This is a genomic window from Vibrio hepatarius (genome assembly GCF_043642085.1).
In the GTDB taxonomy this organism is placed as follows: domain Bacteria; phylum Pseudomonadota; class Gammaproteobacteria; order Enterobacterales; family Vibrionaceae; genus Vibrio; species Vibrio hepatarius_C.
The window spans coordinates 12,381-31,339 of the sequence record NZ_JBHZSA010000007.1 but is presented as its reverse complement, the minus strand read 5'-3'; the positions used below and the strand labels follow the sequence as shown (position 1 = coordinate 31,339).

At 45.4% G+C, this 18,959-nt stretch carries 19 protein-coding genes; 10 read left to right on the top strand and 9 right to left on the bottom strand.

Annotated elements, in window-relative coordinates; translation table 11 throughout:
* Positions 1 to 86: 86 nt before the first annotated feature.
* Positions 87 to 524: a DUF2753 domain-containing protein gene (locus ACHUFZ_RS14415; RefSeq protein WP_394127694.1), complete on the top strand. Its 438-nt coding sequence runs from the start codon at positions 87 to 89 to the stop codon at positions 522 to 524.
* 51 nt (positions 525 to 575) lie between these two features.
* On the opposite strand, the gene motY is transcribed toward ACHUFZ_RS14415, so the two are convergent.
* Positions 576 to 1,457: a flagellar protein MotY gene (gene motY / locus ACHUFZ_RS14410; RefSeq protein WP_394127693.1), complete on the bottom strand. Its 882-nt coding sequence runs from the start codon at positions 1,455 to 1,457 to the stop codon at positions 576 to 578.
* Positions 1,458 to 1,654: 197 nt separating this feature from the next.
* On the opposite strand from motY, the gene rnt reads away from it, so the two are divergent.
* Positions 1,655 to 2,311 (top strand): ribonuclease T, encoded by a 657-nt coding sequence (gene rnt / locus ACHUFZ_RS14405; protein ID WP_394127692.1) that lies wholly within the window; start codon positions 1,655 to 1,657, stop codon positions 2,309 to 2,311.
* A 28-nt stretch (positions 2,312 to 2,339) separates the two neighbouring features.
* The gene (locus ACHUFZ_RS14400; RefSeq protein ID WP_394127691.1) at positions 2,340 to 3,665 is read left to right on the top strand and encodes a Na+/H+ antiporter family protein; all 1,326 of its coding nucleotides are present in this window, start codon (positions 2,340 to 2,342) and stop codon (positions 3,663 to 3,665) included.
* Positions 3,666 to 3,742: 77 nt separating this feature from the next.
* Here the strand turns inward: ACHUFZ_RS14400 and bamC are convergent, their stop codons facing one another.
* Together bamC and dapA are read right to left on the bottom strand one after the other, a co-directional pair.
* Positions 3,743 to 4,768: an outer membrane protein assembly factor BamC gene (gene bamC, locus ACHUFZ_RS14395; RefSeq protein WP_394127690.1), complete on the bottom strand. Its 1,026-nt coding sequence runs from the start codon at positions 4,766 to 4,768 to the stop codon at positions 3,743 to 3,745.
* A 56-nt stretch (positions 4,769 to 4,824) separates the two neighbouring features.
* The gene (gene dapA / locus ACHUFZ_RS14390) at positions 4,825 to 5,703 is read right to left on the bottom strand and encodes a 4-hydroxy-tetrahydrodipicolinate synthase (RefSeq protein WP_053440328.1); all 879 of its coding nucleotides are present in this window, start codon (positions 5,701 to 5,703) and stop codon (positions 4,825 to 4,827) included.
* Positions 5,704 to 6,001: 298 nt separating this feature from the next.
* On the opposite strand from dapA, the gene ACHUFZ_RS14385 reads away from it, so the two are divergent.
* On the top strand, positions 6,002 to 6,544 hold the full coding sequence (locus tag ACHUFZ_RS14385) for a glycine cleavage system transcriptional repressor (RefSeq protein WP_053440329.1): 543 nt from the start codon (positions 6,002 to 6,004) through the stop codon (positions 6,542 to 6,544).
* Between the two features lie 12 nt (positions 6,545 to 6,556).
* Positions 6,557 to 7,027 carry a thioredoxin-dependent thiol peroxidase gene (gene bcp / locus ACHUFZ_RS14380; protein WP_394127689.1) on the top strand — a complete coding sequence of 157 codons (471 nt, stop codon included), beginning with the start codon at positions 6,557 to 6,559 and terminating at the stop codon, positions 7,025 to 7,027.
* Positions 7,028 to 7,090: 63 nt separating this feature from the next.
* Here bcp and ACHUFZ_RS14375 read toward each other — a convergent pair whose 3' ends face one another.
* The 3 genes from ACHUFZ_RS14375 to ACHUFZ_RS14365 form a co-directional block, all read right to left on the bottom strand.
* Entirely contained in the window at positions 7,091 to 8,962 is a 1,872-nt protein-coding gene (locus tag ACHUFZ_RS14375) for a methyl-accepting chemotaxis protein (RefSeq protein WP_134835164.1), read from the bottom strand.
* A 205-nt stretch (positions 8,963 to 9,167) separates the two neighbouring features.
* A complete protein-coding gene (locus tag ACHUFZ_RS14370; RefSeq protein ID WP_394127688.1) occupies positions 9,168 to 10,232 on the bottom strand; it encodes an AI-2E family transporter in 1,065 nt (354 codons plus the stop codon).
* The gene (locus tag ACHUFZ_RS14365) at positions 10,233 to 10,460 is read right to left on the bottom strand and encodes a sulfurtransferase TusA family protein (protein WP_394127687.1); all 228 of its coding nucleotides are present in this window, start codon (positions 10,458 to 10,460) and stop codon (positions 10,233 to 10,235) included.
* A gap of 220 nt (positions 10,461 to 10,680) precedes the next feature.
* On the opposite strand from ACHUFZ_RS14365, the gene bepA reads away from it, so the two are divergent.
* From bepA to ACHUFZ_RS14345, 4 genes are read left to right on the top strand one after another with little or no spacing between them, the layout of a single operon-like run.
* Positions 10,681 to 12,135 (top strand): beta-barrel assembly-enhancing protease, encoded by a 1,455-nt coding sequence (gene bepA / locus ACHUFZ_RS14360; RefSeq protein ID WP_394127814.1) that lies wholly within the window; start codon positions 10,681 to 10,683, stop codon positions 12,133 to 12,135.
* 17 nt (positions 12,136 to 12,152) lie between these two features.
* Entirely contained in the window at positions 12,153 to 12,497 is a 345-nt protein-coding gene (gene arsC, locus ACHUFZ_RS14355) for an arsenate reductase (glutaredoxin) (protein WP_394127686.1), read from the top strand.
* Positions 12,494 to 13,063 carry an NAD(P)H:quinone oxidoreductase gene (gene wrbA, locus ACHUFZ_RS14350; RefSeq protein ID WP_394127685.1) on the top strand — a complete coding sequence of 190 codons (570 nt, stop codon included), beginning with the start codon at positions 12,494 to 12,496 and terminating at the stop codon, positions 13,061 to 13,063. The genes arsC and wrbA overlap by 4 nt, the downstream gene beginning before the upstream one ends.
* Before the next feature lie 2 nt (positions 13,064 to 13,065).
* Complete coding sequence (locus tag ACHUFZ_RS14345) at positions 13,066 to 13,491, top strand: DUF2069 domain-containing protein (protein ID WP_394127684.1); 426 nt, start codon at positions 13,066 to 13,068, stop codon at positions 13,489 to 13,491.
* Between the two features lie 58 nt (positions 13,492 to 13,549).
* Here ACHUFZ_RS14345 and ACHUFZ_RS14340 read toward each other — a convergent pair whose 3' ends face one another.
* Positions 13,550 to 14,836, bottom strand: coding sequence for a DUF2066 domain-containing protein (locus ACHUFZ_RS14340; protein ID WP_394127683.1), 1,287 nt, complete (start codon positions 14,834 to 14,836; stop codon positions 13,550 to 13,552).
* 263 nt (positions 14,837 to 15,099) lie between these two features.
* On the opposite strand from ACHUFZ_RS14340, the gene ACHUFZ_RS14335 reads away from it, so the two are divergent.
* The gene (locus ACHUFZ_RS14335; protein ID WP_394127682.1) at positions 15,100 to 16,344 is read left to right on the top strand and encodes a uracil-xanthine permease family protein; all 1,245 of its coding nucleotides are present in this window, start codon (positions 15,100 to 15,102) and stop codon (positions 16,342 to 16,344) included.
* 182 nt (positions 16,345 to 16,526) lie between these two features.
* Here ACHUFZ_RS14335 and ybaK read toward each other — a convergent pair whose 3' ends face one another.
* Complete coding sequence (gene ybaK / locus ACHUFZ_RS14330) at positions 16,527 to 17,000, bottom strand: Cys-tRNA(Pro) deacylase (RefSeq protein ID WP_394127681.1); 474 nt, start codon at positions 16,998 to 17,000, stop codon at positions 16,527 to 16,529.
* 99 nt (positions 17,001 to 17,099) lie between these two features.
* On the bottom strand, positions 17,100 to 18,761 hold the full coding sequence (ushA, locus tag ACHUFZ_RS14325; RefSeq protein WP_394127680.1) for a bifunctional UDP-sugar hydrolase/5'-nucleotidase UshA: 1,662 nt from the start codon (positions 18,759 to 18,761) through the stop codon (positions 17,100 to 17,102).
* Between the last annotated feature and the right edge of the window lie 198 nt (positions 18,762 to 18,959).

The window sequence follows — 18,959 nt, the reverse complement described above, 5'->3', positions numbered from 1 at the left end:
AGCACTTCGCTGTTCCATTTTTTTAACTTTACTCGATAATAATTATCATTTAACCTCTACCTATTCGGAGTTAGGAGATCACAACAATGGCTATTGCAGAATGGGAGAAACATACTCTACTCGCTGATATGGCATTAAAGGAAAATGACCACTTGCGCAGTATTCTTCACTACCAACAGGCCCTTACCTTAAGTGAGCGTATCGGTGATGAAACTGACGTTGATGTCGAAGACCGACTGATGATTTCTGTGATTTCATGCCACAATATGGCAATGTTTTGGCGCAATATTGGCGATATTAAGTACGAGCTTAAATATCTACAGTTAGCCTCAGAAAAAGTGCTGACCTTGGTACCGCAATGCCCGAATACCGATTGTGACGCTTTCATCGACTCGATGGGATGTTGTAAAAAAGCCCTTGTAGAGTTTATGAAGCGCCACCCGAATCCGAAGATTGCTCAGTTGGTACAAGATATCGATACCGCGACAAACTGCAATCTCATCGCTAAGTTCCGTCTCAACTAAACCCTAGCTCCAGCATGATCAAAAAAGGCCACTCTCTGTGGCCTTTGTGCTTTATACCTGTGTTCTTCCTAAAGAAATCACTACGCGTCGGTTTCTGTCTTTACCAATCGGTGACGCGTTATCATCAATTGGTCGACGCTTACCATAGCCTTGCACACGGATGCGGTCTTCAGGCAAGCCTAGCGACTTAAAGTAGTTCTGTAGTACTTCAGCGCGGCGCTCAGATAAGTTCTGACTTGCGCTCTTACTGTCTTCCGCATCGGTGTATGTCGATACCAACACCAAATCAATATATTGGTTGTGTTTAATGTACTCAGCGATTTGCGCCAGACGTTTTTGCGATTGCTTGTTCAGCTCAACGCTGGTTCGATCATAATGAAGAATCGTGAAGGCAATATCTTCAAAGCTATATGGCAATAAATTAGCGATACAGTCACTAAAAACATTGTATGAACGTTGGAATAATACCGAGGACAGCGCGACTTCTACACGTTGATCTCGGCTTCGCCACTCTTGATAACTAAAAGTCGGGTAACGTCCCTTCTCTAGCTCACCGAGAACATTCCAAGCCGTTTGACCACCTACATAGCCATCAAACTGTTGGAAGAATCGAATGTTCGTAATGCGGTCAGCACTATCACCTGGTCGCCATGCTGGTGGCATAGAAATTAGGCTCACATCACGGGTCTGACCCATTGGCCGTTTCATCTTCAACTCAAGGTCGAGATTAATTTTTTTACTCGCGTAAGATGAGAACACGGCTTCGCCATAATTAGGAATTGGATGAACCAAGCGACACTCTAATGGCGTATTGGCAACCATTTGCCATGTCGACTGTTGAGGCGTTGCAACGTACTGCTTTTCAAGCGCGAACACCGAGGGTGCTAACGTTATCAAAGACATAGCGATACTGGTTGCAAACAACTTCTTCATACAAACTTCTTCTCTCATTAGGGCTGGCGGAACTTAACTTGCCGCTAGAAAATCTTCTATCTGATTAATGCAAAAACCTAGCCAGAATATTTGTATAGTACAAATCACCACTGTTTCTTTTTCAATCAGCATTTACGGTTTTTCTTCCGCCTAGAATCTGCAATAATGCCAGCCCTGTCACATTATATGAAGTACACATGACTATAGAAAACGAAGCATTGACGCTTAAAAAACGATTCCGTGGCTACTTTCCGGTAGTTATTGACGTGGAGACTGCGGGTTTCAACGCCAAGACGGACGCGCTTCTGGAAATCTGCGCCGTTACTTTAAAAATGGATGAAAACGGCAACTTAGTACCTGCTTCAACCATTCATTATCATGTCGAACCTTTTGAAGGTGCCAACCTTGAAAAAGAAGCGTTAGAGTTTAATGGTATTCGCGACCCATTTAGCCCTCTACGCGGTGCTGTGACAGAAGCGGAAGCCCTCAAAGAGATCTACAAACTCGTCCGCAAAGAACAAAAAGCTGCAGACTGTAGCCGTGCCATCATGGTGGCCCACAATGCCACCTTCGATCACAGCTTTGTGATGGAAGCGAGCGAGCGCTGCAAGCTTAAACGTGTCCCTTTTCATCCCTTCGCGACGTTTGATACCGCTGCACTAAGTGGCTTGGCTTACGGCCAAACCGTGTTAGCTAAAGCGTGTAAAACCGCTGGGATGGATTTTGACAATAAAGAAGCCCACTCTGCCCTATACGATACTCAAAAAACGGCAGAACTCTTCTGCGGTATCGTCAACAAATGGAAAGCCCTTGGCGGTTGGCCAGTGGTTGAACCCGACACCGACAAAAAATAAAAACGTAAACACAACACACGAGTAAATTATGAACCCTGTTGTCATTTCTGTATGTATCATGCTTGCCTTAGCACTGATGCGCGTGAATGTCGTCGTTGCTTTGACATTCAGTGCCATCATCGGTGGTTTGGCTTCCGGCATGGAGCTCAATCAAGCCGTGGCTGCTTTTGAAAGTGGTTTAGGCGGTGGTGCAACCATCGCATTAAGCTACGCAATGTTAGGTACATTCGCCGTTGCGATCTCTCGCTCTGGTATCACTGACCTACTAGCCAATAGCGTTATCAAACGCATTCACGGTAAAGAGAATGCGGCTGCATCGACTGGCCTAAAATATGCGGTATTAATTGCATTAGTTCTTGTGACTATGTCGTCTCAGAACGTTATTCCTGTCCATATCGCCTTTATCCCGATTTTAATTCCACCTTTATTGGGCGTATTCGCTAAGTTAAATCTTGACCGTCGTATGATTGCCTGTGTGCTGACATTTGGTCTAGTCACACCTTATATGGTTCTTCCAATCGGTTTTGGTGGTATTTTCTTAAACAACATTCTATTGAAAAACTTGCATGACAACGGTTTAGAAAACGTTGTTGCAAGCCAAGTACCTGTCGCAATGTTATTGCCTGCTGCAGGTATGATCTTTGGTCTTATCACAGCGATCTTCTTTAGCTACCGTAAACCACGTCAGTATAAAGAGACTGAGCTAACTCGTGTTGATACTGATACAAAAGAGATCCAACCAAAGAACATTCTGGTTGCTGCTGCTGGTATTGTTGCTGCGCTAAGTGTTCAGCTTATGACTGGCTCAATGATCATCGGTGGCCTTGCTGGTTTCATGGTGTTCACCTTTGGTGGTGTGATTGCTTGGAAAGAGACGCACGACGTCTTTACTAAAGGCGTACACATGATGGCGATGATCGGCTTTATCATGATCGCGGCAGCAGGTTTTGCCGCAGTAATGAAGCAAACTGGCGGTGTTGAGTCTTTGGTTGAAGCGCTAGCAACAAGCATTGGCGATAATAAGCCTCTAGCGGCACTATTGATGTTGGTTGTTGGTCTACTGGTTACTATGGGTATTGGCTCATCGTTCTCCACGATTCCAATCCTAGCGACAATTTACGTTCCACTGGCAGCAGCGTTTGGCTTCTCACCAATGGCAACGATTGCTCTAGTGGGTACTGCAGCAGCACTTGGTGATGCAGGCTCACCAGCGTCAGACTCAACGTTAGGTCCAACGTCAGGCCTAAACGCTGATGGCCAGCACGAGCATATTTGGGAAACTGTAGTTCCGACCTTCATCCACTACAATATCCCACTGATTGTGTTTGGTTGGATTGCCGCAATGGTTCTGTAGCCTAAATTAGGCTCAGATATTCAAGGCATAAAAAAGCTGACATCATGTCAGCTTTTTTTATTACCTGTCATTTCTGGCTACTTCGATTGTTTTTCAACAACAGCAGCTAGCACAGGCGCCATATCTTGCAGTAACTGCTCTTCAACCGGCTTGCCCGTTGAGTCTGTCACGTTGATTGAAGTTCGGTTACCAAGGTCACCAAATAGGAAAGTATAAGTGCCAGATTTAAGTGCAATCGGCTTAACACCAATATCATTCCAGAACTCATCATCCGGAGAAGCGTACTTCGCTTTAACATGACCTTGAGATTGATTACGCTCTTCTAAAGTAAAGCCCATCTCTGGAAGCAGTTTCGGTAGACGCTGCCACAATACGTTATATGGCGTACGAGCGATAATAACCGGGAAGCCACTGCGGTCGGTGCCCATAGTAACCGGAATTTTCTTCACAAGTTCTTGCGCTTTACGTGCCGCTTCTTCACGCAGATCTAAGTCGTAGCGCGCAGTCACTAAGTTGGTCATCAGAGCGTTATAGCGCTCTTTATTGGTTGCAGTAACAGGCATATCTTTGCCTGCTTCACGCCAATCAATCAATGAGATCTTAAAGCCATGACGTCCACCAGCAGCAACACGTTCGATAGCGTAACGAGCGCCAAGCTCACCGTCTTCATCTTCTGATGTCCAAGTAACCCAGTCGGTCTCAATGCGCGTTTCCGTTTGCTCTCGAACACCGATTTGACGTTCTTCTAGCATGGTTAAAGCTGTCTGCCACACCTTATCTACTTCGTCTTCACGCAGTAGCCATAGTGTAGTTTCGCCCTGCTGCCTTTCAGCACGTGCACCTGGAATAAGCTCTAATACTTGTTGCGGTGGTCGAATATCAACTTCACGACCAACACCACCAGTAAACTCTCCCTGAGGGATTTTGTAGTCAATGTAAAACTGACGTTTTGCACCGTCAGCTAACGTCCACTCTTCTAACGGTGGCGTATTTAAGTACTCAAAGTCATCTTTAGCCTGACGACGTTGAGTCGCACTACCTGAACATGCACTTAAAACAAAAACAGCTAGTGAACTGACGACTAGCTGGTGTGACAATTTCATTGAAACTCCTGATACCTATATGCCGGAGCATTAAACTCCGGCAATCCATCTTTAATTTAGTAAATGCAAGCTTCTGTCATTGCTTGAGCAACAATCGGGCGAGCTTTTTCTGACAACTCGGTCAGCGGCAAACGTAAATCGCCATGCTCAATTAGACCCATTTTGTGTGCTGCCCATTTTACTGGAATTGGGCTAGATTCAACGAATAAGTTCTTGTGTAGCGGCATCAAACGTTGGTTGATGATTTCTGCTTCTTCAAACTTACCTTCTTTCGCTAATCTGAACATTTTTGCCATGTCTTCAGCAGCAATGTTGTTCGTTACCGAGATAACACCGTGGCCACCTTGCTTAACGAATTCAAGGCCAGATGAATCATCGCCACTTAGTAAGATAAAATCTTCGCCACAAAGTTCACGATGAATTGCAATTCTGCTTAAATCACCCGTCGCATCTTTCAATGCAACAATGTTTTCGATCTCTGCTAGACGCGCCACAGTCTCTGGTAACAGGTCTACCGCCGTACGGCCCGGTACATTATACAGAATCTGTGGCACATCGCTTTCTTCAGCGATCGCTTTATAGTGTTGGAACAAACCTTCTTGAGTTGGCTTGTTGTAGTAAGGTGTCACGCTTAGGCAGCCTGCAATGCCTGAGTTATTCAATAGGCGGCTAAAAGTAACAGACTCATGTGTTGCATTGGCACCTGTGCCTGCAATCACTGGAATGCGCCCTTCAGCAAACTCAACCACCTTAGTGACAACCTTGACATGCTCTTCAATAGTCAGCGTCGCCGATTCACCAGTGGTACCTACTGCAACGATGCCATCGCTTTTTGCTGCAACATGGTACTCAACCAGTTTCTTCAGGCTTACGTAATCAACTTCGCCATCATTATTAAACGGTGTAATTAACGCTACAATACTTCCTGAAAACATGTCTTTCTCCCTAATTTAGATACTAATCGCATGGTACTGTAAGGCGATTGAAAAAGACAAGCACTGAGACCCGCTTAAATCACCTATTTGAGTGAATATTTATCAGATGTTAGAACTTTGGCAACTTACTCCTTTAATTTCGGCTAATGTCAGTTCCTAGCAAGGAATACGCATGGTCGCTCACAGCTGTCTAATTTACACCCTAACACACTCATAAAATGCGTTTGAGGTGCATTTCTATAGCGGTCTAATGTGCTAAGCTATCTGATTAATAATTGGAACATTGATAAGTGAAGTTATGACTCAACATTTAGTGATTACTGCCGTAGGAACGGATCGCCCTGGGGTGTGCAACCAAGTTGTACATTTAGTCACTCAATCCGGATGCAATATTGTTGATAGTCGTATTGCTCTATTTGGTAACGAATTCACACTCATCATGCTTCTTTCTGGCAATAACGCGGCCGTCACTCGCGTGGAAACAACATTGCCACTACTTGGCCAAGAACATGATCTCATTACTATCATGAAGCGTACATCAACCCATGCGCACTTGGACAATGCCTACACATTAGAAGTTTTTGTCGAATCTGAAGACAAGCCTGGGTTAACGGAAAAGTTCACTCACTTCTTTGCTCAAAAGAATATTGGCCTGTCATCGCTCAGTGCCCAAACCATCGACAAAGACAAAATTAATGCAGAGACAAACCAGTTCCACATTGCGATCACCGCAACTGTCGACTCTGAGTGCAATTTAATGCAACTACAAGAAGAGTTTGACAATCTGTGTCAGCAATTGTCAGTTCAAGGCTCTCTAAACTTTATAAAAAACAGTCAATAAAAAGGAATCTCCATGAACACGCTTACCGCAGGCGCTCCAGCTCCAGCGTTCTCTCTTCTCGACCAAAATGGCGAAACAGTTTCTCTAAACGACTTTAAAGGTAAAAAGGTTCTGTTTTACTTCTACCCTAAAGCGATGACTCCAGGCTGTACGGTTCAAGCTCAAGGTCTGCGTGATGTAAAAGCAGAGCTAGATGCGCACAATGTTGTCGTACTAGGCGTGAGTATCGATCCAGTGAAACGTCTAGGCAAGTTCATCGAACGTGACGAACTCAACTTTACGCTACTGTCAGATGAAGACCATGCTGTTGCCGATCAATTTGGCGTATGGGGCGAGAAGAAATTTATGGGTAAGATCTATGACGGTCTGCACCGCATCAGCTTCCTAATCAATGAAGAAGGCGTGATTGAACACGTCTTCAACAAGTTCAAAACCAAGACTCACCATGAAGTGGTGCTTGATTACTTAAACGAAAATAAGTAATTCAACCAAATAAAAAGACGCCAGCGATATCGCTGGCGTTTTTGTTTGCTGTATCCAATAAGTTTATACGATGAACTTATTCAAAATTGCATCTTGTTCACGAACATTTTCAGTCTGAACTTGCATCGCCATGTTAGCTTCTTCTGCTGAATCAGCCACTTGAGTCGACAGGTCTTTGATCTTAACCGTATTACTGTTGATCTCTTCTGCCACTAAGCTTTGCTCTTCTGCCGCTGAAGCAATCTGCATGTTCATATCACTGATGCGCTGAATTGCCTCACGGATTCTCTGTAGTGCACCGTCAGCCGCTTGAGCTTTATCGACCGCATCGACCGCGGTGTTTTTACTTTCGTTCATCGCTGCAGACACCGAGCTTGCGCCCGCTTGAAGCTGCTCGATCATGCTACGGATTTCAGTGGTTGACTCTTGAGTACGCTGAGCAAGAGTTCTTACTTCATCAGCTACTACCGCAAAGCCTCGACCTGACTCACCCGCACGTGCTGCCTCAATCGCTGCATTGAGTGCCAACAAGTTAGTTTGGTCCGCGATATCATTGATAACCTTCAAGATGGTTTCGATATTTGCCGTTGCTGACTCTAGGCCTTGAACTTCTTCCACCGCCTGATCTATACGGGCTGAAAGCGTATCAATCGACGCTGTGGTATCACTCACAACCGACGAACCATCTTGAGTCGCATCATCCGCTTCTTTCGCTGCGCCCGCTGCACCCTGTGCATTGTTCGCGACTTCTGTTGCGGTCACAGCCATTTCGTTCATCGCCGTTGCAAGTTGCTCAAGCTCTTCAAGCTGACTGCGCATTGCGCTCGCTGAATGTTGCGCACCTTGAACGGTCATTTCAGTACCACGCAGAATTTCAACCCCAATCGCTTTCGATTGCTGAATTTGCGTCTGCAGTGTTTGCGTAAAGGTGTTAAAGCCTTCTGCTAGTTCAGCAAATTCTTTATCGGTATTGGTATCTAGACGCTTGGTCAGGTCACCTTGGCCCGAAGCCACATCTTTAATCGCATCATTCAAAGTTGCAAGTGGACGCATCAACGCTTTGATTAGGAAGCTAAGAATAACGATACTCAGCACTACACCAATTAGGACATAGATAATTGAGCTATTACGCATGTCTGCAATTGCTGCAAATGCGATATCTTCATCTACAACCGCACCCACATACCAGTTTTCTGATGGCACTTTAGTAAAGCGAACCATTAGGTTCTTACCATCTTGCTCAAAGTGCTGAGCACCTTCTTGTACTTTGGCACTTGGTAAGTATTTTGTCAGGTTTTCGCCATTGTTCGCCGCTTCTGGGTGAGCGATAGTGGTACCGTCAGCCGTGACAATAAATAGGTAACCCGCATCCAACAGGTTGACGCTATTGACGAGATCTGCCAAACCGCCCAACTCCATGTCGTAGAACATACCAGCCATGAAGCTGCCATTTTCTTTAACAGGCGTACCAATTGAAATGATCACTTTTTTCGAAGAAACGTCGACGTATGGATCTGTTACCACCAAGCGGCCTTGAGCCTTAGCATCTTTAAACCATGGACGAACACGTGGATCATAATCGGGACCAGCTTCCCAACCATCATCATTTTCAACAACGAAACCATCTGCCTCATAACCAAAGCCTACGGCTAGGAAACTGCTTTTGATCTCAGGTTTCTCTAGAATCTCTTTTACTAACTGTCGATTTTGCGGATCAATCTCAATCACCTCGGTGGTTGATTGAGCCAGAGATTTCTTACTTTCCATCTCTGAAACGACGGTGTTTTTCACCCCTTTCACCATCTCAGTAAGGCTGGTGTCTACCAGCGCTTCGACTTCCTGTTTAACGGTACTTAGCTGCTGAATAGACAGCAACGTCACGGTAACCAAAAGTAATGCTGAAGAAGCTGCAACGATTTTTTGACTGAATTTCATAGTATTCCTTTATGTTCGGCAAGCTTGTTATTATTGTTATTAGTATAGTTATCGTCTGATGTAACGTTTACTTAAGAAATTTCTTACAAATTTCTATATAAGTAAATTCCAAAGGGGTGAAAAATGCCAACTGGAGCACAAATAAAAAGCCCCAAGGCAGTTGCCTCGGGGCTTTTTATGTAATCGTTTGCACTTGTTTGAAGGGCTAAGTACTCAATTCTTCTTCATGGCTAGGGAGCGCATTCCACACCGCTTTCACCAAAGTCGCCAATGGGATAGCGAAAAATACGCCCCAGAATCCCCACAGTCCACCAAACACCAATACCGCAACAATAATCGCCACAGGGTGAAGGTTTACCGCTTCAGAAAACAACACTGGTACTAATACGTTACCGTCTAGAGCCTGAATAATACCGTAGGCAACAAGCAACCAATAAAACTGAGGCGTAAGACCCCATTGGAATAAGCCGACAATCGCTACAGGCACCGTCACAGCTGCGGCACCAATGTAAGGAATGAGAACAGAGAAGCCAACCGCTACCGCCAATAACACCGCATAACGAAGGTCAAGAATGGCAAAGGTAACGTAACTAACACCACCGACGATCAAGATCTCCATCACCTTACCGCGAATATAGTTCGAGATTTGTTCGTTCATCTCGTGCCAAACTTTGTTAGCAAGGCGACGGTTACGCGGCAGCATGCCACTCGCCATCTCTATCATCTCTTCTTTATCTTTCAGCAAGAAGAACACCAATAGCGGCACTAAAATTAAGTAAACGCCCAGTGTCGCGAGGCTGACTAATGAAGCAAGTGAACCTTTCACCACGGTTTCACCCATACCAATCACTTGGTTCTTAGCATTAGTGACCAAAGACTCGACTATCTGGAAGTTTTCTAATTCTGGGTAGCGATGAGGTAGCTCAGAGATAAAGCCTTGCAAGCCAACATACATTGATGGGATATCGTTGATAAGGTTACCAACCTGTTGCCAAATGGTCGGAACTAAGCCGAAAATGGCAACGATCATCAAACTGATAAAGCCAAGGATGACCAAAATTACTGCAAGGGTGCGCGGAATCCCCATACGAGAGAGCTGAACAACCGGCCACTCAAGTAAATAGGCCAGTACAATGGCAACCAATAGTGGTGCAATCAAATTGCCAAAGAAATAAATCGTAATGAAACCAAACAGCAGGATCGCGACTAGGCTCACTGCGTGCGGATCAGAAAAACGTCGTTTATACCAACGACTCACCATTTCAAACATTCAACTAGGTTCCTTAATCACTTGCATACGGTAATAGCCATTCATATCTTCACAAGTCAGGCTAAACAAGTGGTTATGAAGAAATCGGGTAATATCTTTCATTGAGTTAGAATCGGACACTAAGATTTGAGTTCGCTCACCAACGGTCAATACTTTTGTGTGACGCTTAGCAAGTAAAAGCGCCATAGGACACCGCTCTTGGCGTAAATCCAAAATATTAGGTTCCATTCTTTCGCCCGATGCATATTATTACGGCTAGATATTGTATAGTGTTTTTTTGCATGCGTCAGTGTAAATAGTCTGTATGAAGCCACTACTCTGACCTGACAACTGAATTCGAAGCTGGGATTGGAAACCATCTTGACTCTACGCTGTCCAAGCGTATACCCACCTTGTTAGTATAGACCTAACCCTAGGTGAAGAATTAATGGAGTATTATCTTTCATATATGTTTAAACGTACGCGTTCATTAGTCTGCCTATGTGTCGCAGCGGCTTTAAGCACACCTGCCCCATCACTCGCAAACAGTTTGGATTTGCCAGATATCGGTACGACCGCAAGTAGCACACTCACCATTGACCAAGAAATTCAATATGGTGATGCGTATATGCGCATGATTCGTGCGAGTCAGCCCATCGTGAACGACCCGGTTCTGAATGAGTACATTGATAGCTTAGGGCATCGATTAGTTGCCAACGCATCGGATGTAAAAACCCCGTTCACCTTCTTTATGATCCGCGATAGAAACATTAACGCATTTGCCTTCTTTGGGGGCTATGTTGCGTTGCATTCAGGTTTGTTTCTTCATGCACAAAGTGAAAGTGAACTGGCCTCCGTTGTTGCCCACGAAATCGCTCACGTGACGCAAAGACACCTAGCACGAAGCATGGAAGAGCAAGCAAGACGCTCCCCTGCCACTATGGCCGCGCTTGCTGGTGCTTTATTGCTTGCGATTGCCTCTCCTGAGGCAGGTATGGCCGCGGTCACAGCTGCGACAGCAGGTAATATGCAAGGGCAAATTAACTATACCCGCAGTAATGAAAAAGAAGCTGACCGTTTTGGTATTAATACATTGGCGAAAGCGGGGTTTGACGTCAATGCCATGCCTCGATTCTTCGGCCGCCTTGCTGATGAATACCGCTACGCAAGTAAGCCGCCGCCGATGCTGCTGACTCACCCATTACCCGAAGACCGTATTACTGACAGTCGTGCTCGAGCGCAAAATTACCCAGCGAGAAGAGTCGATCCTTCGCTGAATTACCATTTAGCACGTGCACGTATCGTGGCTCGCTATGCAGGCATTGAGAGCAAAGCCGCGCAAGATTGGTTCAAACGTACGCAAAAGAAAGTCGCGCCAAATCTAAAAGTCGCCTTTGAATATGGTAAAGCACTAGTCTATCTAGATAACAACCAGCTTGATCAAGCCGCCGTCATTTTGAATGACCTTATCAAGCAAGATCCTCACAACCTGTTTTATTTAGACGCGATGTCCGATCTGTATATCGCACAAAAACAAGCGGATAAAGCAGAGAGTCTACTAAAACAAGCATTGAAGTCAGCACCTAACAATGCCGTCATCACGATTAACTACGCCAACGCATTACTCAAACAAGAGAAAAATGAAGAAGCGGTAAAAGTGCTCCAGCGATACACTCACGACAACCCGAAAGACGTCAATGGCTGGCACTTACTTTCAGAAGCAAACATCCACTTAGGAAAAAGCGATGAAGACCTGGCTGCTCGCGCCGAAATCCTCGCATTAAAAGCTAACTGGAACAAAGCGATTCAATACTATACCCAAGCAAGTCAACTGGCTGAGCTGGGAAGCTTAAAACAAGCAAGATACGATGCCCGCATTGACCAGCTAATGGTTCAGCGCGATCGCTTCTTAGCCTTACAATAATAAATGGAGAAACTGCCATGTCAGTCGTGATTTATCACAACCCTCGCTGTTCAAAGAGCCGTCAAACCCTTGCACTGCTTGAAGAGAAAGGCATTCAACCTGAAATCATCAAATATTTAGACTCTGCACCAAGTGTAGAACAGCTAAAAGAGCTAATGTCTCAGCTAGAGCTTACTGACGTCCGCGATATGATGCGCACTAAAGAAGATATCTACAAAGAGCTTGAGCTAAAAACGGCCGATGATGAAACGCTATTTAAAGCGATGAGCGAAAATCCAAAACTGATTGAACGCCCTATCGTGGTTGCCAACGGTAAAGCGAAACACGGCCGTCCGCCGGAGCAAGTTCTCGACATTCTATGATGTGCCAAGTCATCATCCTCTATTACAGCCGTCACGGTTCTACACAGTCTGTTGCTAGACAGATCGCTAGAGGGGTGGAGTCCATCCCTCAATGTGAGGCTCTACTGCGCACCGTTGATGAGATCGAAGGAGAGTTTTCTGCTCAAGACCCGATCATTAGTCTTGAAGAGATCAAGCACTGTGATGGTTTAGCGCTAGGTAGTCCGACTTGGTTTGGGAACATGGCTGCGCCACTGAAACACTTTTGGGACAAAACAACACCGCTGTGGATATCGGGTGACTTAATCGATAAGCCAGCGTGTGTGTTTACCTCCTCATCCAGTTTACACGGTGGGCAAGAAACAACTTTACACACCATGATGCAACCTCTACTACATCACGGCATGATGATTCTTGGTATTCCCTATTCGGAGCCAAAGCTTCACTCGACACAAAGCGGCGGAACACCTTACGGTGCAAGTACAGTAAGCTCGTTAGGTGGCAAGCTGAGTGACGATGAAATAATACTCGCTCAGCAACTTGGTAAACGCTTAGCAAACGCTGCGTTAAAAATGAAGGAACGATAGATATGCACGAGATGCAACCCATCACAAAGCTATACCGCCTGTTAGCCTTGTTTGGCAACCTTGCACTGCTTACTTGGATAGCTCTTTGGCAACTGTCACTTTCTCCGCATCCACATATCAGCAGTACGACACTAGCCATCGCATGGGCGGTGCCGCTATTACTTCCTCTACCGGGTATTTTAGTTGGCAAGCCATACACTCATGCATGGGCGAACTTTGTTCTTATGCTTTATTTCTTGCATGGCTTCACTATTCTGTGGATCGATGACGGTGAACGCTGGCTAGCAGTGATTGAGATACTACTTACAACCATCGCCTTCTTTGGCAACATTCTTTATGCCCGAGCAAGGGGTAAAGAGTTAGGAATGAAGCTAAAGCGCCTTTCTAAAGTTGAGAAAGAAGAAAAAGCGCGATTTGAGTCTGAGTAATAAATCACGAATACAAAAAAGGGTCTGGAATTCCAGACCCTTTTCTATAAATCAATATTTATTCTGCTGAGTTTTCTTCTTGAATGACGGACTCTACATCACTTTCTGCCGAATCAGGATCAATCACAATCTCTCCTTCAATCTTAGGCGCTACATACACATACGGCTTACCTTGCCATTCATAGACTAAGATTTGCTCAGCTGGAACTAATGGTGCTGTCGGAGTATTTACTGTCTCTAGCGAGGTCGTCGAATCTGTCGACTGTGCATTCGATTCTACTTCGCCTTGAGTAGACTCTGGCGTTGCTTCAAATGCTGGTTCTACTGGTTCAGTAATCGCAACTAGCGGCGTTTCAACGACACTTTCAAGCTGCTTAATTGGGCCAGCGCGTAACACTTCTTGCTTAAATTCTTCTGGTGAAGAGAGCAAGTGCACGTTAAAGGTCACTTGGTTACCTTGAATCTTAAGAATATCGATGGAAGCGACTGAGCTCAGTTTCTTGAGCTTATTCTCTAAAGTGAAGAAGCCAACCGCGTCACTCAATTCGGTAAAGCGAACTTTGATCGCCTCAGATGATTCATTAGCAACAACAACAGCAGTCTTCTTCGCGTAGTAATCACTAAGTTGATTGACCATCTTAACCGCTGCATCTTCGCCATTATTTGAGCCCGATAACGGCGCCTGACGAGTCACGCCAATTGTCGCTGGTTTTTGATCGTAAAGCGTCCAACGCAGTGAATTACCTTGCGCTTTTACTACCAGTACCGCATCGACAGGGTAACGCTGGCTTGCTGCGCCTACTGGTTGGATGAAACCACCCCATAAATCGGAAACCGCGACACCGGTGATATCATCGAAATCGCCTACTGGCACTGTCAACGGAAGCCCGCGCTTGTCAGCCTGACTCTTAAGCTGTTCAAGCACTGCCGAAGGTGAATGTTCCCAGATAATGTTTCGGTCTGTTTGTTCTTCAACCAACCAAACAAGAATATTTGCACGGGCTGCAGGCCAGACGGGAAGTTGAGCTTGGCTCAGAAGAGAACGAATATGCGGCGCACTGAAGCCCATTCGTAAAGTTTGTTCTCCGTCCAACTGACCATAACTGATCTGAGTCAGATACTGACTGTTTTGTCTTAACGCTTTTTTGACCACTTCATTAGCTACTGCATCACGGTCACCTGAAGCTCGAACAATCACTTCTTTCATACCCTCGATTCGTGCATCTGAATCGGCATTTTTAGCCTCTTGATCAAGCACTACTTCTGAACGGTACAAATCTACATTGGTCAAAGCCATAGCAGGTAATGTAACCAGCCCTAAAACCAACAAAGCTAAATGGCGCATACTTTTCCTAAGATCGATTTACTACTCATTAAAGGCTGATGATAAGCAACTATCGCCAACGGGGCAACTAAAGGACTACTGCCGCTTCAAAAATCTAGCCTTCCGCTGATAACCCATTGAACCATTCAATCGATTAATCGCCAAATATTTGATCCAGTTCGAATTGCAATCGTTTGGCACAATGATAAAATCCCGCGAATTTTATTTTTGCCAAGCAGATTACCAAAGTCTGTTTTCATCCAGCCATATAAAGGAATAACAATATGAAAAATGCCATTCAAGGTGCACAAATGCTATTTGTCGCATTCGGTGCATTGGTGTTGGTACCTCTACTCACCGGATTAGACCCAAGCGTTGCTTTGTTTGGTGCTGGCGTCGGAACCCTTCTTTTCCAACTTGTAACCCGTCGCAGCGTACCAATTTTCCTTGCATCTTCTTTCGCATTTATTGCCCCTATTCTTTATGGCGTACAAACATGGGGCGTCCCTGCCACAATGGGTGGCCTAATGGCTGCAGGCTTTGTCTACATCGCAATGGGCGCGCTAATTAAAGTACGTGGTGTAGAAATCATTCACAGACTACTGCCACCAGTCGTAGTAGGCCCAGTGATCATGGTGATTGGTTTAGGGCTTGCACCTGTTGCTGTCAATATGGCGCTTGGCAAGGTTGATGGCGCGCAAGTTATTGATGCGGATGCATCTTTAGTTATTTCAATTGCTTCATTGCTGACAACCATTGTTCTCAGTGTCTTTGCGAAAGGCTTCTTAAAGCTGACACCGATTCTCGGTGGGATTATTGTCGGTTACTGCCTAAGCCTTGGCTACGGTATTGTTGACTTCACCCCTGTACAGCAAGCGGCTTGGTTTGCGCTACCGAACTTTACTTTCCCAGAGTTCAACATCAACGCAATCCTATTTATGATTCCAGTGGCGATTGCACCAGCGGTTGAGCACGTTGGCGATATGCTAGCGATTTCAAACGTAACAGGTAAGAACTACATTAAGAAGCCGGGCCTGCACCGCACCATCGCTGGTGACGGGGTGGCAACCATTGCGGCATCGATGGTAGGTGCGCCACCAAATACGACTTATTCAGAAGTAACCGGCGCGGTAATGCTGACTAAAGCCTTTAACCCTGTGATCATGACTTGGGCTGCAGTTTCTGCCATCGTGCTGGCACTGGTTGGTAAACTTGGCGCAGTGCTACAAACCATCCCAATGCCGGTTATGGGCGGTATCATGATTCTGCTGTTTGGTTCGATTGCTACCGTTGGTCTGAACACCTTAATTAAGAACAACGTCGATCTACATAAGTCACGTAACCTTGTTATCGTCGCAATCACGCTGGTATTTGGTATTGGCGGCATGGCTTTCGGTGTTGGCGAGTTCAGTCTTCAGGGTGTGAGTCTATGTGGTATCGTGGCAATTCTGCTTAACCTAGTCCTGCCAAGAGATTTAGGTGAGAACCATGTCGTAGATAATGCGCAGATGGAAGAAGAAACGAAGTAGTTTCGAGTTTCGAGTTTCGAGTTTCGAGTTTCGAGTTTCGAAAAATTACGAGGGTTGGCGCTTGGTGCCAACCCTTTTTTATTGTTGTTATTTTGAGACAGGGCATAAACTTTAAGTGAGCAAGAAACTGGATGAGATTCCCTACTCGCTCCTTCGTCACTCTATGGAATGACTGCAGGTGGTTAAATACATAACTCCGCAAATTGGCCGCGTGTCAGCATCGCTAAGTCCTGTGGTGCAAGCTCAATCTCTAAGCCTCGCTTACCCGCACTGACGCATATCGTATCTAACACTTGCGCACTTTGATGAATGAATGTCGGGAGCGCTTTCTTTTGCCCCAGTGGACTAATACCACCGACAACATATCCGGTCGTCTTCTGTGCGATATCTGGATTAGCCATTTCTGCCTTTTTCGCTTTAGCGGCTTTTGCTGCGTGCTTAAGGTTAAGCTTGTGGTCAACGGGGATAATGGCAACGGCAAGATTTTTCGGCTCACCATTTAGGCTAAATAGTAGCGTCTTAAACACTTTCGCCGGATCTTGGCCGAGCACTTCGGCTGCCTCTAACCCATAGCTTTCAGCACGCGGGTCATGTTCATATTGGTGGATGGTGTGGGTAATTTTTTTCTTCTTAGCGAGATTGATTGCAGGAGTCATACTCCCTCCTGATTGCAACAAATAAAGGTAATAAAAACAAAAAGCGCCACTCCTAAGAGTAGCGCTTTAGCTTAATGAGATTTATAAGTTTGAGTCAACTTACTTGTAAACCATTTCACCTGATGGTGCGTATTTGTTTACGTCTACTGGGCTGTTAGCTTCTAGGTACTCTTTTAGTACTTCAGCGTCTACGAAACCAGTGTTAACGTGACCTGGGTGGCCAGTCAGTTTAGGGTAACCGTCACCACCAGCTGCGTTGTAGCTAGGCACTGTAAAGCGGTACGTTTCGTCTAGACGAAGCTGCTTACCGCCGATGAATACGTTAGATACTTCACCATTTGCCACTGTCATTGAAATACCAGCGAACTGAGCGTAAGCACCAGAATCAACAGGCTTAGTTGCAACAACGTTTAGGTAATCCATAACTTCTTTACCAGACATGTCTGTGTAAGTCAGGATGTTTGCAAATGGTTGTACTGTTAGTACGTCTTTGTATGTTACGTCACCCGCTTCAATAGAGTCACGTACGCCACCAGAGTTCATTACAGCAAAATCAGCTTTCGCACGCTCCATGTGAGCCGTTGCAATTAGGCGACCTAGGTTAGTCTGTTGGAAACGCACAACGTTACGGTCGCCTTCTAGCTTACCGTTAGTTTCTGCGATCTTAACATTAAGCTGCGCTTGACCTTGCTCTTGGTAAGGACGTAGGAATTCAAGTAGCTCTTCGTCTTGCTTGATTTCATCTTCGATTAGAACACGTTGTTTCTTACCGTCGATCTTAACTTTCTTCTTCAGGTTCACAGGGATCAGATCGTAGCTTACCATTTCAAGTTCGCCGTTACGGAATTCGTAATCTGCACGACCTACGTATTTACCCCACTCGTGAGCCTGAACGATGTAAGTACCGTTTTGCATGTCTGGCTTACACTCGTCAGAAGGCTTGAAGTTTTTCTTAACAACGTTTGGCGCTTCCATACATACAGGCTCTTGAGAGTGACCACCAACGATCATATCTAGAGAACCTTCATCTACGTAACGAGCTAGAGCAACGTCACCCGGCGCGTTTACGCCACGCTTGCCATCTTCGTAGTGACCCATGTGCGTCACAGCAAAGATTAGATCTGGTTTTTCAGTTTTCTCAAGCTCCGCAATTAGGGCCTTCGCTTCTACTTTAGGGTCGCGGAAGTCTACGCCACCGATAAACTCTGGGTTACCGATTTTAGCCGTATCTTCAGTTGTTAGACCGATAACCGCGATTTTGATGCCTTGCTTGTTGAACATCTGGTAAGCCTGGAACATACGCTCGCCAGTCTTTTTGTCGTAGATGTTCGCTGAAAGCATTGGGAAGTTAGCCCACTCTTTCTGCTTGAATAGTACTTCTAGAGGATTATCGAACTCGTGGTTACCCAGTGCCATTGCATCGTAACCAATCTTGCTCATACCTTTGAAATCTGGTTCAGCGTCTTGAAGATCTGACTCTGGAACACCTGTGTTGATGTCACCACCAGATAGTAGTAGTGAACTACCACCTTCTGCAGCGATTTCAGCGCGTAGCTCGTCAATTAGCGTCTTACGAGCAGCCATGCCGTACTCGCCATATTTGTTCTGCCAGAAGCGACCATGGTGGTCATTGGTGTGAAGAACTGTCAGCTTGTAAGTTTTATCTGCTTCCCACTCATGCTGAGGTGCTGTTGCACAACCAGCTAGAGTTGCCAGGATTGCTGCGCTAATTGCGCTTTTTACGATCAGGCCTTGCTTCATTGTCATACCTTTTGAACTTTTTGGGGTTTCCACTGCTTTTAACACCACTCTCTTGGAATAGACATACGCGGAAGATTGCGCATCAAGAAAGTAGTAAAACTTGAACTAGTTTAAATTAACCTTAATAACGTGACAGCCTGATTTCATATTTATGTCGGATTGATCACCTTAATCTCATATCGAATGTGTAACAAACCA